This window comes from Halopseudomonas sp. MFKK-1 (assembly GCF_027474385.1).
Taxonomy (GTDB): Bacteria; Pseudomonadota; Gammaproteobacteria; order Pseudomonadales; family Pseudomonadaceae; genus Halopseudomonas; species Halopseudomonas aestusnigri.
In genome coordinates, this window is the sequence record NZ_CP114836.1 from 2,343,351 (window position 1) to 2,360,709 (window position 17,359).

Sequence of the window (17,359 nt, forward strand, 5' to 3'; positions counted from 1 at the left end):
GGGAGTGACATGACTGCGCGGGTGTACCAGTGGCGAACCGGCAATCGGTTCGAATTGCTGATCGATGGTGACAACTTCTTCCCGCGCATCCTTGCTGCGCTCGATCAGGCGGTCGAGCGTATCGACATTGAGCTGTATCTGGTGGACTCTGGCCGCAGCACCCGGCAATGGCTGGAGGCGCTGCAGCATGCGCGTCGACGCGGCGTGCAGGTTCGTTGCCTGCTTGATGCCATCGGCACCGACGGTTTGAGCCGCCGTGAGCGGCTTGAGCTGGAGCAGATGGGAGTGGACCTGCAGTTTTATAATCCTCCCAGTCTGTTCAGTGGCCATCGGCTGTTCCATCGTGACCATCGAAAACTCTTCATTATTGACCGGCGCATGGCCTTTGTCGGCGGCACCGGTATCACCGATACCTTTTGTCAGCTTGACCCGGAAACAGGCAGAACACCCTGGCACGAGCAAATGCTGGAAGTGCAGGGGCCGGTAGTCGAGGACTGGGTCGACCTGTTCGAGCGTATCTGGGAGCAGGGCGGTCGACGTGAAAAGCGCGGGCTGTCTGCCGTGCGTCGGGTACATATTCCGCCAGTGCCCGCTGGCGGGGCCGGGCATGGCCGTGTCTCCTATATCGGTGCGCGCGAGCAGAAGGAAGTGGTCGTATCACTGTTGGCGGCGCTGCGCCGAGCCGAGCAGCGGGTTTGGCTGGCTACACCGTATTTCCTGCCCTCCTGGCGGATTCGCAGAGCGCTGGCACGGGCGGCCAAACGCGGCGTTGATGTGCGTTTGCTGCTGTGCGGTATGACCATTGACCATCCGCCCGTGCGCTACGCCGGTCAGCGTTTCTACACGAGGTTGCTCAAGGCCGGTGTGCGTATCTACGAATACCAGCCGCGCTTTACCCATCTGAAGACAGCGCTGGTGGACGACTGGGTGTCACTCGGCTCATGCAACTTCGATCACTGGACGTTGCACTGGAATCTCGAGGCCAATCAGCAGGCGGTTGATCCTGATCTGGCACACGCGGTTGCCGAGAGTTTCGAGCAGGATTTTGCCGAGAGCGATCTCTGGACATTGGCAGGCTGGCGCCGGTTGACGTTGTGGCACCGATTCAAGATTCGCTTCTGGGGGCAAATCAATCGATCGGTGATGTGGCTGTTCGGCATCCCGCGTTAGCTGAACCGCCTGCACCGGCCCCGCGGCGGGGCCGGCAGCGGGGCGGGTCAGGCGAAGACCGGCTTGCGCTTCTCCATGAAGGCAGTCAGTGCTTCGCGCGCTTCGGCGCCACCGAGCAACTGGGCGAAGTGCTGGCCCTCGGTTTCCATGACCTCATCGGCGGTGCGGCTGATGCCGGCACGGATCAGTTGTTTGGTCAGGCGAACCGATCCCGGCGGTTGCTCGGCGATGCGCAGTGCAGCCTTGCGGGCGGCCTGCAGAACCGCTTCACCGGCCGGTAATGCCTGATTGACCAGTCCGATCTCGGCGGCGCGGCTGCCGCTGATTTCTTCACCGAGCAGCAGCAACTCGGCGGCACGCGGGTGACCCAGCAGGCGCGGCAGCAGGAAGCTCGAGCCAGCTTCCGGGCACAGGCCGAGATTGACGAATGGCATTTTCAGGCGCGCGTTCTCGGCGGCGTAGATCAGGTCGCAGTGGAGCAGCATGGTGGTGCCGATGCCGACCGCCGGGCCATTGACCGCAGCAATCAACGGCTTGCTGGCGTGGCAGATGGCCTTGAGGAAGACGTACACCGGGCTGTCGGTGCCGCTGCGTTCGTTCTTGATGAAATCGGCAACGTCGTTACCGCTGGTGAAACACTCGGTACTGCCCTGGATGACGACGGCGCGGATGCTGGCATCGTCCTGCGCGGCGTTGATGGCCTCGCCCATGACGCCATACATGTCACGGGTCAGGGCATTTTTTTTGTCGGCGCGGTTCAGCGTCAGGGTTAATACGCCCTCGCTGCGGTCGATCAGCAGGTGTTCGCTCACGGTCTACTCCACATGTTGTTCGGGTATTTGGGGTGGCTGGCATGTTCGCATGCTTTGCCCGGGCAACCCACAACCCTGCGTCTGACGAATGCAGGCTTATAAACGCCGACGGTTTTGTTTAGCGGCTGCGGCTGAGAAACGCCTCATCGAGAACCTGGCGGCCTGACAGCCCGGCCATGAACAGCGGCTTGCGCAGCCGCTCGACAAATGCGGGAGACCCGCAGATCAGCGCCCGGGTGCCGCGTCCTGGTGGCTTCAGTTGGCGCAGATCCGCCTCCAGCTCGCTGTGTGAGCGCAGCTGCAGGTGCAAGTGAGGGTGCTGAGCGGCCAGGTGTTCAAGCTCGGCCTGCAGATAGCAGGGCGCTCCGGCGCGTTGCCAGTGCCTCAGCTGTATCGGTGCATTGTGGCCAGCGGCAAGCGCGTTGCGCGCAATCGCCTGCAGCGGAGCCAGACCGGTGCCGGATGCCAGCAGGAGCAGCGGCTGGTTATGCCATTCCGGGTCGTAGCCGAGATGCCCGCTCGGAGCGCCGAGATAGCAGGTGGCGCCTGTCGGCAGTGTTCGCAGGGCTTGGCAGAAAGCGCTGCCCTCGCGCTCCTGCAGATGAAACTCCAGCAGCGGCTCGCCGGGCAGGCTGGCAAGTGAAAAGGTTCGCGCCAGATCCGCACTCAGCCAGATCACCAGGTGCTGGCCAGCCTGATAGCGTATGGCCCGGGCCGGCTTCAATTGCAACCGGATGACCTGGCCCGGTAGCGTTTCAAGGCGCTCAATGGTCGCCGGCAGACTATCACTGGCAGGGTCATGCAGGTGCAGATCAAGGTCCTGCTCAACCCGGCACTGGCAGGCCAGCAGCCAGCCGTTGGCCTGCTGCTCTGGTGAAAGGCCCTGCTGGGCCGGGCTGATGACAGCCCGGTTGAGGTTCTGTATCAGGCAACTGTGGCATTGACCGGCCCGACATGACCAGTTGATCGGCAGATCGGCCTGGCGCAAAACATCGAGCAGATTGCTGCCCGCAGCAGCATTCAGACAACGGTCTCTGATTCGGATCTCAGGCATAACTGGGGTCGTGCCATTCGCTGCGGTTACGTCCGCTATTTTTCGCCAGATACAGCGCCTGATCGGCGTCGTTCAGGCAGACTTCCAGATCGTCCTCGGGTTGCAGCAGGCTGAGACCGGCGGAGAAGGTGCAGTGCACGCCCTCTGGCAGGACATCAAACGTCTTTTCGGCAAAGCGCTGACGCAGGCGCTCCACGCACTGGTGCAGTGTTTCAATGCTGGTGTTGCCGAGCAGCAAAACAAATTCCTCGCCGCCAAAGCGGGCAATCAGGTCGTCGTCTCGCAGGGTGGTGCGGGCCAGTTCGGCAAAGCCCTGCAGCACCTGATCACCCGCCGCGTGTCCGTACAGGTCGTTGATGCGCTTGAAGTGATCCAGGTCGATCAGCGCAATGCCCATCTGCTGGGTCGGACGCATCAGCGTCATACGCCGCCGTGCTTCCTGGATGAAGTGCCGGCGGTTGGCCAGCCCGGTAAGCGGGTCCGTTGTGGCCAGATTCTGCAGTTGCCCCATCATGCCGCGCAGGGTTTCCTGGTGGGCCTGCAGGGTGTTGTGGCGTTGCTGCAGGCGCTCGCGCAGCTCGCGAATGTAGCTGGCTGTCATGCTCAGGCCGACCAGAAAGCAGGCGAGGATGAACCACTCCACCAGATTGAGGGTGAACTGCCGGGTATCGGTCTGATAGTAGCGTTCGATGGTGATCAGCGCGCCGAAGCAGGCCAGCGCCAGCCCCGAGTGGATCAGGAAGTCCCGGCGCGACAGCTGGAATATGCCAAATACCATGATGTTGGCGTAAATCATGATCAGGCTGCCGCGCAGTGGTCCGGCAAAGGCAAGCAGATAAGTGATCAGCAGAATTGCCACTGCTATTTGCGCGTTGGTCATGCTTGGATCCTGCAGGCGCAGATTCCAGTTGCTGCGAAACAGGGCGAGAAAGACCAGCTGTGTGCTTACGCCGAGCCCGATGTGGCTGAGCATCAGCCAGACCGATCCCTGATATTGTCCCGATACCCAAGCCACGCAGATCACCACGTAGGTAATCAGGTAATTGAGTTGAGCCAGGTAAAAGCGCTGCAGTCTCAGCGTCTGGAACTTGGCGTTCTGTGCATCCTGCAGATCGACCACGTCCGGTGCCTCGTTTTGTATGATGGCATTATGACGTCAATTTATCGATTGACGGCTGTTTTGCAAGTTCTTTTCGCTATTTCCTGCCTTAACTGTGACGGCTTTCCACTCGCTGGGCTCGCTGATCCTGTCGCCCCGGTTGTCAGGGGTGGCGCAAGAGGTTGTTCCGCGCTTCCCAAGCTCAGGTATACTTGCCAGCGCATTTTTTCAGGCCTGCCGGCCTCCCTGTCGGTGCCTGCCTGATTCCGTGAGCCCGACCCGGCGCCGTCCGAGGTCCGGCGGTCAAACAGAGGAGCCTGTCCGAGCATGGCCGTTATCAAGCAAGACGATCTGATCCAGAGCGTAGCCGACGCTCTGCAGTATATTTCCTATTATCATCCCGTCGACTTCATTCAGGCGGTACACGAAGCCTACGAGCGTGAAGAGTCCAAGGCGGCCAAGGACGCCATGGCCCAGATTCTGATCAACTCGCGCATGTGTGCCACCGGCCATCGCCCGATCTGTCAGGACACCGGTATCGTTACCGTGTTCGTCAAGGTTGGCATGAACGTCAGCTGGGACGGCGCTACCATGAGCCTGGACGACATGATCAACGAGGGCGTGCGCCGCGCCTACAACAACCCGGACAACGTCCTGCGTGCCTCCATCCTGGCCGATCCGGCCGGTAAGCGCACCAACACCAAGGACAACACCCCGGCGGTCATCCACTACCAGATCGTCCCCGGCGACAAGGTTGAAGTGGATGTCGCGGCCAAGGGCGGCGGCTCCGAGAACAAGTCCAAGATGGTCATGCTCAACCCGTCCGACTCGATCGTTGACTGGGTGATCAAGACTGTCCCGACCATGGGCGCTGGCTGGTGCCCGCCGGGCATGCTCGGTATTGGTATCGGCGGTACCGCCGAGAAGGCTGCCGTGATGGCCAAGGAAGCCCTGATGGACCCGATCGACATCCATGAGCTGCGTGCCCGTGGCCCGCAGAATCGCGCCGAAGAGCTGCGTCTGGAAATCATGGACAAGGTCAATGCGCTGGGTATCGGTGCGCAGGGTCTGGGCGGTCTGACCACCGTGCTGGACATCAAGATCAAGGATTATCCGACCCATGCGGCCAGCCTGCCGGTCTGCATGATCCCCAACTGCGCCGCAACCCGTCACGCGCACTTCGTGCTCGACGGCAGTGGCCCGGCCGAGCTGAAAGCGCCGCCGATGGATGCCTACCCGGAAATCACCTGGGAAGTGGGCGACGGCGTGCGCCGCGTCAACCTCGACACCGTGACCCCGGAAGACGTGCTGAGCTGGAAGAGCGGTGAAACCGTGCTGCTGTCCGGCAAGATGCTGACCGGCCGCGACGCTGCGCACAAGCGCATGGTCGACATGCTGAACAAGGGCGAAGAGCTGCCGGTTGATCTGAAAGGCCGCTTTATCTACTACGTTGGCCCGGTTGATCCGGTGCGTGACGAGGTGGTTGGACCGGCTGGCCCGACCACCGCCACGCGCATGGACAAGTTCACCCGTCAGATCCTCGAGGCGACCGGCCTGCTGGGCATGATCGGCAAGTCCGAACGCGGCCCTATTGCCATTGAAGCGATCAGGGATCACAAGGCGGTCTACCTGATGGCGGTCGGTGGCGCGGCGTATCTGGTCGCTCAGGCGATCAAGAAAGCCGATGTGATCGCCTTCCCCGAACTGGGTATGGAAGCGATCTACGAGTTCGAGGTGCAGGATATGCCGGTTACCGTTGCGGTCGACAGCACCGGCGAATCCGCGCACATCACCGGCCCGCAGATCTGGCAGAAGAAAATTGCCGAAAGTCTGGCGGTCGAGATCAAGTAAGATCCGGTGATAGTCGAAAAGGCCTCGCTTGCGAGGCCTTTTTTGTGGGTCTTGGCGGCAGTTTTGCGCTCCGCGACAAGGGCTTTGGCAACGCAGTTACTTAATGCTCCAATGATCGAGTGTGCACCGGGGTTCGTCCCGTTTACGCGGGCGAGTAGCACAGGATTGGCAGAAAAAGGGACGGCAGCCTGTTTGAGGCTCGAAGAGCCGAGTTCTGCCGGCCCCTGCCAAGCCGAGCAACGCAGCGAACCCGAAGGGCCGCGTAGCCGGGTGCCCGGGGGGATCGCCAAGGGGGGCCGGGCAAGCGGCCCCCTTTGGCTCGCCGTAAAGGCGAAAGACTGACACAACAACAGCGCAGTATGCAGCGATGAGCCGCAAGGGAAAGCTCGGCTCGTCCCGTCAGCTCAGGCAGCCCTCTTTGTGGCTACGCTCCGGTTGTCAAACCAGCCGCTCACCGACATGCAGCAGCTTCATCGAGTTGGTACCGCCGCGGGAGTTGTAGACATCGCCTTTGGTCAGGATCACCCAGTCGCCCGGTTTTACGTGGCCGGCCTCCAGCAGGCGGGTCACCGCGGTCTGATTGATATCGCTGGGCGCCATTTCAGCCGGGTTGAAGCGGATCGCCTGCACCCCGCGCATCAGGGATACCCGGCCCAGTGTCTGGCTGTTCGGCGACAGCGCGAAGATCGGCAGGTGAGAGCGGATACGCGACATGATCAGCGGGGTGTAGCCGCTTTCGGTCAGGGTGATGATCGCCGTGACGCCGGGGAAGTGGTTACCCGCGTACATGGCGGCCAGTGCGATGGTTTCATCGCAGCGCTCGAACTCCTGGTACAGACGATGGCCGGAGCGCTTGCTGACCGGCTGTTTCTCTGCACCGCGGCATACGCGATCCATGGCTTCAACGGCTTCAACGGGGTAGCTGCCGGCGGCGGTTTCGGCTGACAGCATCACTGCGTCGGTGTAATCCAGCGCGGCGTTGGCAACATCCGACACCTCGGCACGGGTCGGCAGCGGGCTGGAAATCATCGACTCCATCATCTGGGTCGCGGTGATCACCGTTTTGTTCTGTTTGCGGGCACGGCTGATGATGTGCTTCTGGATGCCGACCAGCTCGGCATCGCCAATCTCTACGCCCAGATCGCCCCGGGCTACCATAACGGCGTCGCTGGCCTGGATCAGCCCGTCGAGCGCAACATCGTCGGCAACCGCTTCGGCGCGCTCGATCTTGGCCACCAGCCAGGCGTCCGATTCGGCGTCGCGCAGCAGTTTGCGGGCCAGATCCATGTCGGCGGCGTCGCGCGGAAAGGAGACGGCTACATATTCCATCTGCAGCTCGGCGGCGAGGTTGATGTCGGTGCGGTCCTTGTCGGTCAGGGCCGGGGCAGACAGGCCGCCACCACGGCGGTTGATGCCCTTGTTGTTCGACAGCGGACCGCCGGTGGTTACCTTGCAGCGTACCTCGTCGCGACCGACGCTTTCGACCAGCAGTACTACGCGACCATCGTCCAGCAGCAACTCGTCGCCAGCGCGGCAATCCTTGACCAGATCCGGGTAATCCAGGCCCACGATATCCTGAGTTCCACCGTCGAGAGGGTGGTTGGTCGACAGCCGAAAATGATCGCCCACCTCCAGTTTGATCGGGCCGTCGGCGAATCGCCCGATGCGGATCTTCGGACCCTGCAGGTCACCCAGCAGGGCGACGTGCTTGCCTTGCTGTTCGGCGATTTCGCGCACCAGTCTTGCACGCTCTCGGTGTTCATCAGCACTGCCATGGGAGAAGTTCAGGCGGGCGACGTTCATTCCGGCCTTGATCAGCTCGGCAATCTTTTCCGGACTGTTGCTTGCCGGTCCGAGCGTGGCGACGATTTTGGTGCGACGCAGCGTCATGCAGGGGTCCTTGTACGGGAGGGTTGGGGGAGGCCCTACAATAGACCATAATGTCGGCTGGCGGGTAGGTTTGTGACCATCGGGTCGGGAGAGGTGGAATGCACCCAGTGCTGGGCGAGGTAACCGAACGATTGCGCGAACGCAGTGCCCGTTCCAGAGCGGCTTATCTGTCGTTGATAAACGCTGCGCCGGCTCCGCGGCAGGGTCTTTCCTGTGGCAATCTGGCGCATGGCATGGCTGCCTGCAGCGCTCAGGACAAGCAGCGGCTGGCGCTGCCGGACGAGGTCAATGTCGGTATCGTCACGGCCTATAACGACATGCTCTCGGCGCACCAGCCATACGAGCGTTATCCCGCGTTGCTGCGCCAGTATCTGCGGCGTCTGGGCGCCACCGGGCAGGTCGCCGGCGGTGTGCCGGCAATGTGTGACGGGGTGACCCAGGGCGAGCCGGGCATGGAGCTGTCGTTGGCCAGTCGTGATGTGATTGCCATGTCGACCGCCATTGCCCTGTCCCACAACATGTTCAATGCCACACTGTGCCTCGGTATTTGCGACAAGATCGTGCCCGGCCTGTTGATGGGCGCACTGCGGTTTGGCCACTTGCCGACGGTGTTCGTTCCCTCCGGTCCCATGCCCAGCGGCCTGCCGAACAGCGAGAAGTCCCGGGTGCGCCAGCTCTATGCCGAGGGCAAGGTTGACAGGCAGGCCCTGCTTGCGGCCGAGAGCGCTTCCTACCACAGCCCGGGCACCTGCACCTTCTACGGCACTGCAAATACCAATCAGATGCTGCTGGAGGCGATGGGGCTGCAGTTGCCGGGGGCTTCCTTCGTCGCGCCGGACAGTGCGCTGCGTGATGCGCTGACCCGTGAAGCGGCCGCTGCCGCGGTGCGGCTGGCGCGGGATGGTCGGGTACGGCTGGCCGATGTGCTTGATGAGCGGGCCTTGATCAACGCCGTGGTGATGTTGCTGGCAACGGGGGGCTCGACCAACCTGACGCTGCATCTGGTTGCCATCGGTCAGGCAGCGGGGCTGCAGCTTGACTGGGATGACATGGCCGAGCTGTCCCGGGCAGTGCCGACGCTGGCGCATATCTATCCGAGTGGCAAGGCCGATATCAACCAGTTTCAGGCTGCCGGCGGTACCGCCTTCGTGTTTCGCCAGCTGCTGGACGCCGGCCTGCTGCATGCGGATGTGCAGACGGTCGCGGGTCCGGGCCTTGAGCGTTATGCCCTTGAGCCGGTGCTGGATGACGGCGAGCTGAGCTGGCGCGATGGCATCAGCACAAGTCTTGATGATCAGGTGCTGCGCGGTACGGGGCAGCCCTTTGCGCCCGATGGCGGCCTGAGGGTGATCGCCGGCGGGCTTGGCCGTGGCGTGGTCAAGGTATCGGCGGTGGCAGCCGAACACCGTCGGGTCACCGCCGCGTGCCGGGTGTTCGACAGTCAGACGGCGTTTGTGCGTGCCTTCGAGGCCGGTGAGCTGGTCGGCGATGTGGTTGTTGTTGTGCGGTTTCAGGGCCCGGCCGCCAACGGCATGCCGGAGCTGCACCGTCTGATGCCGTATCTGGGCGTCTTGCAGGATCGCGGGCAGCGGGTCGCGCTGGTAACCGACGGGCGACTGTCCGGTGCCTCCGGCAAGGTGCCGGCGGCAATCCACCTGTGCCCCGAAGCGTTGCATGGTGGGCCGATCGCGCGCCTGCGCGAGGGTGACGTGCTGTGCCTGGATGCCGATGCCGGTACGCTGGAGCTGATTGAGCCTGCTGCCGACTGGCAGGCTCGTCCTGCGGCAACTGCGCCGGATGGTGTCCGTGGTGGCTGGGGCCGTGAGCTGTTTGCCTTTATGCGGGCCGAAGCCAGTCCGGCGGATCAGGGTGCCAGCGTGTTTACCGCCAGTCTGCGGGAGACGGATGGGTAATGGACGTCATCGAAAGCCGGCTCAAGCAGCGCGGCGTGAGACTGAAACGCTTCGATTCGCCCGTGCCAGCGGCTGAACACCTTGCGGTGGCCGTTGCCGATCGCTTGAGCACGGCCATGGCCGAGCGCGGTCAGGCCTCGCTGGCGCTGTCCGGTGGGCGCAGTCCGGTGCGCTTTCTCGACGCGCTGGCGCGTCAGGCGATTGACTGGTCGCGTGTTCGGCTGACGCTGGTTGATGAACGCTGGGTGCCCGAGAGCGATGCACAAAGTAATGCAGCGCTGCTGCGCTCAAGGTTGGCTGCCATCTTCCCCCGGCTGCAGTGGCTGCCGCTGTATCGGGGCGTGACACCGGCCGCGGATGCGGCTCAGGTAGCCAGGCAGCTGGCTGACTGGTTGCCACTGGACCTGGTGGTTCTGGGAATGGGCGTTGACGGCCATACGGCCTCGCTGTTCCCGCATGCCGAGGGGTTGGCTGAGTGGTTGAACGGCAACTGCGACGCTGGTTGCGTGGCAAGCCGGGCTGCCGATGGTACGCCGAGGTTGACCCTCACCGGGCGTGCGTTACACTCCGCGCGATTTCGATTGCTGGCGATCAGTGGCGATGCCAAGTTGCGGACGCTGTGCACGGCTATTGAAGCCGATCAGCCAGCGCGCTGGCCAATCAGTGCCTTTGTGCAGGCACCCATGGATATTTACTACTGCCCGGAAGATGGTCAGCCCGATGACGCACCTGTCTGAAAAAACGCAAATGCTGGACTCCTTGTTCAGTCGCTCACCGCTGCTGCCGCTGCTGAATATCGAGCGGCTGGAGGATGTGCTGCCGCTGGCCGACGCCCTGGCGGAAGGGGGGATCACTACGCTGGAAATTACCCTGCGTACCGCCTTGGGTATTGACGCCATTGCGCTGCTGCGTTCGCAGCGTCCTGCCTTGACGGTCGGCGCGGGGACGGTGCTGGCCGCGGAGCAGTTTGAGGCAGTGCTGGCGGCCGGCGCGCAGTTCGTGGTGACGCCCGGCTGTACTGACGAGCTGCTGCAATGCGGGCTTGAAGCAGCAGTCCCGCTGTTGCCGGGCATTGCCACCGCCTCCGAATTGATGAGTGGCTATCGGCTCGGCTATCGCCGCTTCAAGCTTTTTCCTGCCCAGATTCTCGGCGGGGTTGGCTTGCTCAGGGCATTTGCCGGGCCGTTCAGGGATGTTCGCTTCTGTCCGACGGGGGGCGTCTCGCAGGCCAATCTGGCCGAGTATCTGGCACTGCCAAATGTGATGGCGGTCGGTGGCAGCTGGGTTGCGCCGGCCGAGCTGGTCGCACAGCAGCGCTGGGGCGAGATTACCGCTCTCGCCTGCGCTGCGGGGCAGGTCGGCAGCGCCTGAGGCGGCTGCCGAGGCTCGGTTTCAGGGCTTGCTTGGATCGACGAAGCCGTCCGGCTTGATTACCAGTACGTCGCACGACACCGAGTCCAGCAAGCGTTCTGCGGTGTGACCGATGAGGGCGCTGTCCAGTCGTGAGCGCGACACCGCACCCATGATCAGCAGATCGACCTTTTCCTTCTCCAGAAAGTCGGGCAGGGCCTCTTCCGGGTCGCCTTCAAGCAGGTGGGATTGCGCGCTCTCGGAGGCCGAACGGGCAAGCAGCTGGCTGAACGCCGTAGCGTGGTGCTGCTTCACGTCCCGCGCGTAGCCTTCATAATCGGCAATGACGCTGGCGTCGAACACCATGGTCCGCGGCAGAGGTGTATAGCAGTGCACCAGATCCAGCGTCGCGTCCATGGTCTTGCCGAGACTGGTCGCAATGGCGATGAGCTTGTGGTCCAGCGCCGCCGGCTTGTCGGCGCTGTGCAGCGGATCAACGCTGGCGCACAGGCGGTTGATCGGCTTGTCGCCGTGCTTGACCAGCCAAAGCGGGACCTCGCAGTGGCGGATCAGTTGCCAGTCGGCCGTGGTCAGCAGCAGGCGCTTGAGTACGTTGTGATGGCGCGTCGCCTTGAGCACGAGATCGGGTTTGCAGGTGCTTACTTCGCGCAGGATATGGCGATCCGAACGCTTGCCCCAAACGGCAGTCACTGCCACCTCGGTGCCTTTGGCACGCAGCGGCGCCGCCAGTTTTTCGAGATATTCATGGTGGTGCTGGAGCAGTGACGCTCGGGCCTTTTCCAGCCCCGCGGTATCAAACAGCATCCCTCCATCCAGGGCCGGGATGTAGTCGCAGAGCATCAGCGTCAGACGGGCAGCGGGAAAGCGTTCAAGCAGCGAAGCCGCGCGATCCAGCGCAGGCTGCTGCTGTTCGCGGGAAGGGTCGATCACTACCAGAAGGTGTTTGATATCCATGCGGCTGACTCCTGTTGTCGGTGTGACACGGTATTGAACCAGCCTAATGCAAATCGTGTGGTTTTACACTGATATGCATCAAACCCTGACGGACTGAAGAATCGGCGTGACGTGCCGATACAGAGCCATTGTCCGGAGGTTGATATGAACAAGTGCTGGTGGCTTTCCGCTGTTATCGTGCTGCTTGCCGGCTGTGGCATGAGCGGCTACAAGAAACATCTGGACCGGGCCTACGACGCCTATGCGGCCGGTAACTGCGATCGGGTCGTCGCCGAGTTGTCCAGGACCGAGCGTCTGATTCGTTCGCGTCCGCACCTGCAGCCGGAGGTTTCGCTCCTGCGCGGGCAGTGTCTGGAGCGCCAGGGTTTTTACCTGGATGCCATTCAGATATACCGGTTTATGCTCGACACCTATCCGGCCAGCGAATACAGCTATCGCGCCGCTGCGCGTCTGGAGACGCTGCGTCAGCTGGGGCATTACGACCCGGCGCGCCCTGTGCCGCCGCTAGCCGATTGAGCAGGCCGGCCGCCGATTCGCTTGGCGTGGTGCCGGCGGTCCGCTATCCTGCCTTGATCGGACCGCGCAGGGAATCGCGATGAGTCACCGCAAACTACGACCACTGCTGGCTGCGCTTATGCTGTACAGCTTCCATACTCAGGCACAGATCTACCGCTGGGTGGATGCTGACGGGCAGGTGCATTTTGATCAGCAGCCCAGGGCTGGTGCCGAGGTGGTAGAGATACGTCCGCAGGTGGTCGAGCGCGAAAGGCATGTGCGCGACAGTGAGGCCGCAATGGAGCGGCTTACGGATATCAGGGCTGAGGAGCGGCAACAGCAGCGCAACCTGCTGGCGCAGCAACAACGTCAGCGCCAGGCGCGTTGTGCAGACATGCGCGACCGGCTGTCCAGATTCGAGCAGCGAGTCTACTGGTACGAAGAGGGCGTAGACGGCAAGCGTGTTGAAGTGTCCAATGCCCGCGTGGCCGAGGCTAAAGCATCGCTGCGGCAACAGATTGCGGAGCAATGCTGACATGCATGTCATTCCGGATTCCAGCCAGGACCCCTCCATCGAGCAGCGCCGCATCCCGCGGCATCAGTTGAGCGCTTATCTGTGTGTCTACAACAGCCGAACCGGGCGACCCATCGGCTATATTGGCAATATCTCGCGTGACGGGATCATGCTGATCTGCGCGTTGCCGGTGATGCTCGATCAGCAATATGAACTGGAGCTGAAACTCCCTGATCTGGATGATCCGCTGAGCGCTCAGCGGCTGGTATTCCATGCACGCAGTCACTGGTGTCGTGCCGATGTAACTCCGGGATATTTCGACTGCGGTTTCAGTGTGGTTACCCATCAAGAGGCCTTCGCCGGTTTGGCGCTGGCTCTGCAGCGCTATTTCCGCTTTGATCAATTGGCGGATGCCTGATACCCGTCGTTACGGTAATCTGCCCCCTTTGACCGTGAAGAGGGGCGCATGAGCAAGAGCTTTTTCTGGTACGACTTTGAATCGACCGGGATCGATCCCCGATACGATCGGCCGGTTCAGGTTGCCGGTGTGCGTACCAATGAAGCACTGGAGGAAATCGGCGAGCCGCTGTGTATTGACGCCCGCCTGACGCCTGATGTTCTGCCGCACCCGCAGGCATGCCTGGTGACGGGTATCTCTCCGCAACGGCTGGAGCATGGCCTGAACGAAGCCGAGTTCATGCGTCAGTTGCACGAGCAGATGATCCAGCCAGGGACCTGCTCGGTAGGGTACAACAGCCTGCGATTCGACGACGAGATGACCCGGTTTTCGTTGTATCGCAACTTCTTCGATCCCTATGCGCGCGAATGGCAGGGTGGCAACAGTCGCTGGGACCTGTTGGATGGCCTTCGCGCTGCGCATGCGTTGCGCCCGCAGGGGATTGAGTGGCCGCAGGTTGACGGATTTACCAGTCTGCGACTTGAATTGCTGACCGCTGCCAATGGCATTGATCATGGACAGGCGCACGATGCGCTGGCGGATGTGCGGGCAACCATCGCCATGGCCCGTCTGTTCAGGCAGGCGCAGCCAAAGCTCTACGACTATTTGCTTGGCTTGCGTGACAAGCGGCGCGCAGCGGAGTTTATCGACTTGCAGCGGGTACGTCCGCTGGTGCACGTGTCCGGCCGGTTCGGGCGCGAACGACAGGGGCTTGCTCTGGTCCTGCCATTGGGATGGCATCCGGTCAATCGCAATGCAGTGATTGTCTACGACCTGGCAGTTGATCCGGCGGTGTTGATGGATCAGTCGCCGGAGCAGGTGCGTCAAAGCCTGTATACCCGGTCCGAGGATCTGGTCGAGGGCCAGGCACGGCCAGGTCTCAAGCTGGTCCATTTGAACAAGTGTCCGGTGCTGGCCGACACCAAGGTGCTGCAGCCAGCGGATATCGAGCGGCTTCAGCTGGATATGCCGATGCTGCTGGCGCGTGCGCAACAGTTGGCGGACTGGCGCGACACAGGGCAGGCGGTACTCGCCGAGATTTATGCCGAGCAGGGCAGGCAGGACGATGCAGAGCAGGAAGCCGAGGTTCAGTTGTACGATGGTTTTCTGTCTGACGCTGACCGCCGTCTGCTCCCGGCAATTCGTGAAGCCGATGGTTCAGTGCTCGGCAGCATGCGCTGGCCGCTGCGCGATCAGCGGCTGGTCGATATGCTGTTCCGCTATCGGGCGCGTAATTTTCCCGACAGCCTATCCGCATCCGAACAACAGCACTGGTTCGCGTATTGCCGAGCGCGGCTTAGTGGCGAGCAGGCGAGGGTTCTATCGTTGGGCGAGTTTCTCGCCGGTATCGACAGCTTGCTGCCGGGGCTCTCTGTGGAACAGCAGCAACTGTTGTTGAGCTGGCGCGACTACGGGGCCCGCTTGGCTGTGCAGCTTGATATGTAATTACCAGGCGTAAAAAAACCGATGCGAGCATCGGTTTTTTTACGCGGGAGCAACTTAGCCCAGGATAGTTACCCAGGACTCGACGGTGTCGCCGCCGTATTGTTCTTTCCAGGCCTTCAGGGTCTTGTGGTTGCCACCTTTGGTTTCAATTACTTCACCGGTATGCGGATTTTTGTATTGCTTGACCTTGCGGGTGCGCTTGCCGCCAGTGCTAGCTGCCTTGCCTTTTGCTGCACCCAGCTTGTTGTCCGGGTCGAGGATGGCAGTGATGTCTTTCAGCGATTTGTTGTACTGGCCCATCAGGCTCCGCAGTTTTTCCTCGAACTCGATTTCCTTTTTCAGCTTGTCGTCGTTGGACAGTGAATTGAGGCGTTCTTTGAGTTCGCGAATCTGTTCTTCAATATGACGGTATTCTTGCAGCATTGACATGGATAGTGTCCTTGCAGGGAGTTGATGTAATCAGGATGTTTGAATAATAGGTTAATGACAAAAAACCTACAACAAGTTATCCGGGCCAACTAATGAATTAATCACATAGTTGTGAGTTAGCTATAAACAAGGCTCCTCAGTCGGTCCCGGAATCGATGCCGGCGGAGGTTTGTCGGCAGATCGAATGATGAGTGACGCCTTAAGGACATAATCCTTCGCACTCTTCATCTGTTTGTGGCTGCATGCGCTCTGCGCAGCGGGTAAAATGCCGCGGCCCGGTCTTCATCGCTGGCGTGTTGCCGTTGCGGGCGGTTGGCTAATACACAGGAGAGAAAATGCGTACTTTCAGGCTGGTAATCGCGTGCCCCGATCGTGTCGGGATTGTTGCCAAGGTCAGTAATGTTCTGGCGACCTATAACGGCTGGATTACCGAGGCGAATCACCACTCCGATAATCTTTCTGGCTGGTTCTTCATGCGCCATGAAATTCGTGCTGATTCCCTGCCGTTTGATCTTGAAGGTCTACGCACTGCCTTTGCACCCATCGGTGAAGAGTTTCAGATGGACTGGCGGGTCAGTGATTCTGCAGTGCGCAAGAAAGTGGTTTTGATGGCAAGTCGCGAGTCCCATTGTCTGGCCGACTTGTTGCACCGCTGGCACAGTGGCGAGCTGGATTGTGATATTACCAGCGTGATTTCCAATCACGATGACTTGCGCAGTATGGTTGAGTGGCATGGTATTCCATTCCACCATGTGCCGGTCGACCCTAAAGACAAGGAGCCGGCTTTTGCCGAAGTTACTCGTCTGGTAGAAGAGCAGCAGGCCGAATGTATTGTGCTGGCACGTTACATGCAGATTTTGCCGCCGCAACTGTGCGAGCGTTATGCGCACAAGATCATCAATATTCATCACAGTTTTCTACCGTCGTTCGTTGGCGCTCGTCCGTATCACCAGGCCGCCCAGCGCGGGGTCAAGTTGATCGGAGCGACCTGCCATTACGTGACCGAAGAGCTGGATGCTGGCCCGATTATCGAGCAGGACGTGGTTCGCATCACTCACCGAAATAACGCCGAAGATATGGTTCGCCTGGGCAAGGACGTCGAGAAAATGGTGCTGTCGCGGGGGCTGCGCTATCACCTCGAGGACCGAGTGCTGGTGCATGACAACAAGACGGTTGTATTCAGCTAGTCCTCTCCCGACGCGTATTGGGGCCACAACCTTTGATTGGCATCACTGTATGCATTGTTCTGTGGCCTGCTAAGCTGGTAAAGGAGAAACCCGAGCAGGAGGCTGTATGCTGAAATCCGTAAAAGTGCGCGATTATATGACCACGGATCTGGTTACCTTCACGCCAGACATGGACTTGTTTCGTGCGATCGACAAGTTGTTGATGCATCGTATTTCCGGGGCGCCGGTGCTGGATGAGAATGGCTATCTGATCGGGTTGCTGTCGGAAGGGGATTGCCTCAAAGGCATTCTGGCCGGCAGCTATTTTGAGGAGGCGGGAGGGTCGGTTGCCTCTGTGATGACCACAGTTGTCGAGACCATTGATGCCGATGCGGATATCGTAAAGGCAGCTGAGCACTTTATTTCCCAGCGACGCAGACGTTTGCCGGTTGTCGACGAGGGGCAACTGGTCGGTCAGATTAGCCGGCGTGACATTCTCAGGGCAATGCAGACCTATAACCAGCATGGTGCGCCAAAGTGATTGAGGATGACGATGAGGGGTTCGATCCCCTGGAGGCGGGTTCGGCAGTGCTGCCGCCAACGCTGGGCGAGGGATGCCTGACCCGCTTCGACCCCGATCGGCTGAACGAGAACATGGGAACGGATTTTGACGCTGCCTGCGAGCTGGATGCCTGACCACCTTTAGCCCGTGTTTGTTTTGCCGCGTATAGGTGCAAC

18 protein-coding genes are annotated in these 17,359 nt (G+C 61.1%); 12 read left to right on the top strand and 6 right to left on the bottom strand.

The window, feature by feature from the left end; all coding sequences use genetic code 11:
- Window positions 1–9 precede the first annotated feature (9 nt).
- Window positions 10–1,170: a phospholipase D-like domain-containing protein gene (locus O5O48_RS10995; protein ID WP_269687015.1), complete on the top strand. Its 1,161-nt coding sequence runs from the start codon at window positions 10–12 to the stop codon at window positions 1,168–1,170.
- 47 nt (window positions 1,171–1,217) lie between these two features.
- Here the strand turns inward: O5O48_RS10995 and O5O48_RS11000 are convergent, their stop codons facing one another.
- The 3 genes from O5O48_RS11000 to O5O48_RS11010 form a co-directional block, all read right to left on the bottom strand.
- Complete coding sequence (locus tag O5O48_RS11000; RefSeq protein WP_088273623.1) at window positions 1,218–1,982, bottom strand: enoyl-CoA hydratase; 765 nt, start codon at window positions 1,980–1,982, stop codon at window positions 1,218–1,220.
- Between the two features lie 118 nt (window positions 1,983–2,100).
- Window positions 2,101–3,036 (bottom strand): 2Fe-2S iron-sulfur cluster-binding protein, encoded by a 936-nt coding sequence (locus O5O48_RS11005; RefSeq protein WP_269687016.1) that lies wholly within the window; start codon window positions 3,034–3,036, stop codon window positions 2,101–2,103.
- Window positions 3,029–4,156 (bottom strand): GGDEF domain-containing protein, encoded by a 1,128-nt coding sequence (locus O5O48_RS11010; protein WP_269687017.1) that lies wholly within the window; start codon window positions 4,154–4,156, stop codon window positions 3,029–3,031. The genes O5O48_RS11005 and O5O48_RS11010 overlap by 8 nt, the downstream gene beginning before the upstream one ends.
- 306 nt (window positions 4,157–4,462) lie before the next feature.
- On the opposite strand from O5O48_RS11010, the gene O5O48_RS11015 reads away from it, so the two are divergent.
- Window positions 4,463–5,986, top strand: coding sequence for a fumarate hydratase (locus tag O5O48_RS11015; RefSeq protein ID WP_269687018.1), 1,524 nt, complete (start codon window positions 4,463–4,465; stop codon window positions 5,984–5,986).
- Between the two features lie 438 nt (window positions 5,987–6,424).
- Here the strand turns inward: O5O48_RS11015 and pyk are convergent, their stop codons facing one another.
- Entirely contained in the window at window positions 6,425–7,876 is a 1,452-nt protein-coding gene (gene pyk, locus O5O48_RS11020; RefSeq protein WP_269687019.1) for a pyruvate kinase, read from the bottom strand.
- Between the two features lie 98 nt (window positions 7,877–7,974).
- Between pyk and edd the strand changes: the two genes are divergently transcribed.
- The 3 genes from edd to O5O48_RS11035 are packed head-to-tail and all read left to right on the top strand — an operon-like array spanning window position 7,975 to window position 11,160.
- Window positions 7,975–9,789 (top strand): phosphogluconate dehydratase, encoded by a 1,815-nt coding sequence (gene edd, locus O5O48_RS11025; protein WP_269687020.1) that lies wholly within the window; start codon window positions 7,975–7,977, stop codon window positions 9,787–9,789.
- On the top strand, window positions 9,789–10,526 hold the full coding sequence (gene pgl / locus O5O48_RS11030) for a 6-phosphogluconolactonase (RefSeq protein WP_269687021.1): 738 nt from the start codon (window positions 9,789–9,791) through the stop codon (window positions 10,524–10,526). Before edd ends, pgl begins: the two co-directional genes overlap by 1 nt.
- On the top strand, window positions 10,510–11,160 hold the full coding sequence (locus O5O48_RS11035; protein ID WP_269687022.1) for a bifunctional 4-hydroxy-2-oxoglutarate aldolase/2-dehydro-3-deoxy-phosphogluconate aldolase: 651 nt from the start codon (window positions 10,510–10,512) through the stop codon (window positions 11,158–11,160). Before pgl ends, O5O48_RS11035 begins: the two co-directional genes overlap by 17 nt.
- Before the next feature lie 21 nt (window positions 11,161–11,181).
- On the opposite strand, the gene O5O48_RS11040 is transcribed toward O5O48_RS11035, so the two are convergent.
- Window positions 11,182–12,114, bottom strand: coding sequence for a universal stress protein (locus tag O5O48_RS11040; protein WP_269687023.1), 933 nt, complete (start codon window positions 12,112–12,114; stop codon window positions 11,182–11,184).
- A 144-nt stretch (window positions 12,115–12,258) separates the two neighbouring features.
- On the opposite strand from O5O48_RS11040, the gene O5O48_RS11045 reads away from it, so the two are divergent.
- The 4 genes from O5O48_RS11045 (at window position 12,259) to sbcB (ending at window position 15,026) form a co-directional block, all read left to right on the top strand.
- Complete coding sequence (locus tag O5O48_RS11045; protein WP_088273632.1) at window positions 12,259–12,630, top strand: tetratricopeptide repeat protein; 372 nt, start codon at window positions 12,259–12,261, stop codon at window positions 12,628–12,630.
- Between the two features lie 79 nt (window positions 12,631–12,709).
- Window positions 12,710–13,144, top strand: a complete 435-nt coding sequence (locus O5O48_RS11050) for a DUF4124 domain-containing protein (RefSeq protein WP_269687024.1) — start codon at window positions 12,710–12,712, stop codon at window positions 13,142–13,144.
- Window position 13,145: 1 nt separating this feature from the next.
- Window positions 13,146–13,541, top strand: coding sequence for a PilZ domain-containing protein (locus O5O48_RS11055; RefSeq protein ID WP_228247301.1), 396 nt, complete (start codon window positions 13,146–13,148; stop codon window positions 13,539–13,541).
- A 48-nt stretch (window positions 13,542–13,589) separates the two neighbouring features.
- Window positions 13,590–15,026, top strand: coding sequence for an exodeoxyribonuclease I (gene sbcB / locus O5O48_RS11060; protein WP_269687025.1), 1,437 nt, complete (start codon window positions 13,590–13,592; stop codon window positions 15,024–15,026).
- Window positions 15,027–15,080: 54 nt separating this feature from the next.
- Here the strand turns inward: sbcB and mvaT are convergent, their stop codons facing one another.
- Complete coding sequence (gene mvaT, locus O5O48_RS11065; RefSeq protein WP_088273636.1) at window positions 15,081–15,455, bottom strand: histone-like nucleoid-structuring protein MvaT; 375 nt, start codon at window positions 15,453–15,455, stop codon at window positions 15,081–15,083.
- A gap of 335 nt (window positions 15,456–15,790) precedes the next feature.
- Between mvaT and purU the strand changes: the two genes are divergently transcribed.
- From purU to O5O48_RS11080, 3 genes are all read left to right on the top strand, one after another.
- Window positions 15,791–16,642: a formyltetrahydrofolate deformylase gene (gene purU / locus O5O48_RS11070; RefSeq protein WP_088273637.1), complete on the top strand. Its 852-nt coding sequence runs from the start codon at window positions 15,791–15,793 to the stop codon at window positions 16,640–16,642.
- A gap of 106 nt (window positions 16,643–16,748) precedes the next feature.
- Window positions 16,749–17,162 (top strand): CBS domain-containing protein, encoded by a 414-nt coding sequence (locus O5O48_RS11075; protein WP_088273638.1) that lies wholly within the window; start codon window positions 16,749–16,751, stop codon window positions 17,160–17,162.
- A complete protein-coding gene (locus O5O48_RS11080) occupies window positions 17,159–17,317 on the top strand; it encodes a hypothetical protein (RefSeq protein WP_269688740.1) in 159 nt (52 codons plus the stop codon). Before O5O48_RS11075 ends, O5O48_RS11080 begins: the two co-directional genes overlap by 4 nt.
- Window positions 17,318–17,359 lie beyond the last annotated feature (42 nt).

What these genes read in the sequence shown, in the direction of transcription:
- O5O48_RS11045 (WP_088273632.1), top strand. Translation starts at nt 12,259, where the DNA reads ATGAACAAGTGCTGGTGGCTTTCCGCTGTTATCGTGCTGCTTGCCGGC.
- O5O48_RS11005 (WP_269687016.1), bottom strand. Translation starts at nt 3,036, where the DNA reads ATGCCTGAGATCCGAATCAGAGACCGTTGTCTGAATGCTGCTGCGGGC.
- mvaT (WP_088273636.1), bottom strand. Translation starts at nt 15,455, where the DNA reads ATGTCAATGCTGCAAGAATACCGTCATATTGAAGAACAGATTCGCGAA.
- pyk (WP_269687019.1), bottom strand. Translation starts at nt 7,876, where the DNA reads ATGACGCTGCGTCGCACCAAAATCGTCGCCACGCTCGGACCGGCAAGC.
- O5O48_RS11050 (WP_269687024.1), top strand. Translation starts at nt 12,710, where the DNA reads ATGAGTCACCGCAAACTACGACCACTGCTGGCTGCGCTTATGCTGTAC.
- O5O48_RS11055 (WP_228247301.1), top strand. Translation starts at nt 13,146, where the DNA reads ATGCATGTCATTCCGGATTCCAGCCAGGACCCCTCCATCGAGCAGCGC.
- O5O48_RS11035 (WP_269687022.1), top strand. Translation starts at nt 10,510, where the DNA reads ATGACGCACCTGTCTGAAAAAACGCAAATGCTGGACTCCTTGTTCAGT.
- O5O48_RS11075 (WP_088273638.1), top strand. Translation starts at nt 16,749, where the DNA reads ATGCTGAAATCCGTAAAAGTGCGCGATTATATGACCACGGATCTGGTT.
- sbcB (WP_269687025.1), top strand. Translation starts at nt 13,590, where the DNA reads ATGAGCAAGAGCTTTTTCTGGTACGACTTTGAATCGACCGGGATCGAT.
- O5O48_RS11040 (WP_269687023.1), bottom strand. Translation starts at nt 12,114, where the DNA reads ATGGATATCAAACACCTTCTGGTAGTGATCGACCCTTCCCGCGAACAG.
- O5O48_RS10995 (WP_269687015.1), top strand. Translation starts at nt 10, where the DNA reads ATGACTGCGCGGGTGTACCAGTGGCGAACCGGCAATCGGTTCGAATTG.
- edd (WP_269687020.1), top strand. Translation starts at nt 7,975, where the DNA reads ATGCACCCAGTGCTGGGCGAGGTAACCGAACGATTGCGCGAACGCAGT.
- O5O48_RS11015 (WP_269687018.1), top strand. Translation starts at nt 4,463, where the DNA reads ATGGCCGTTATCAAGCAAGACGATCTGATCCAGAGCGTAGCCGACGCT.
- purU (WP_088273637.1), top strand. Translation starts at nt 15,791, where the DNA reads ATGCGTACTTTCAGGCTGGTAATCGCGTGCCCCGATCGTGTCGGGATT.
- pgl (WP_269687021.1), top strand. Translation starts at nt 9,789, where the DNA reads ATGGACGTCATCGAAAGCCGGCTCAAGCAGCGCGGCGTGAGACTGAAA.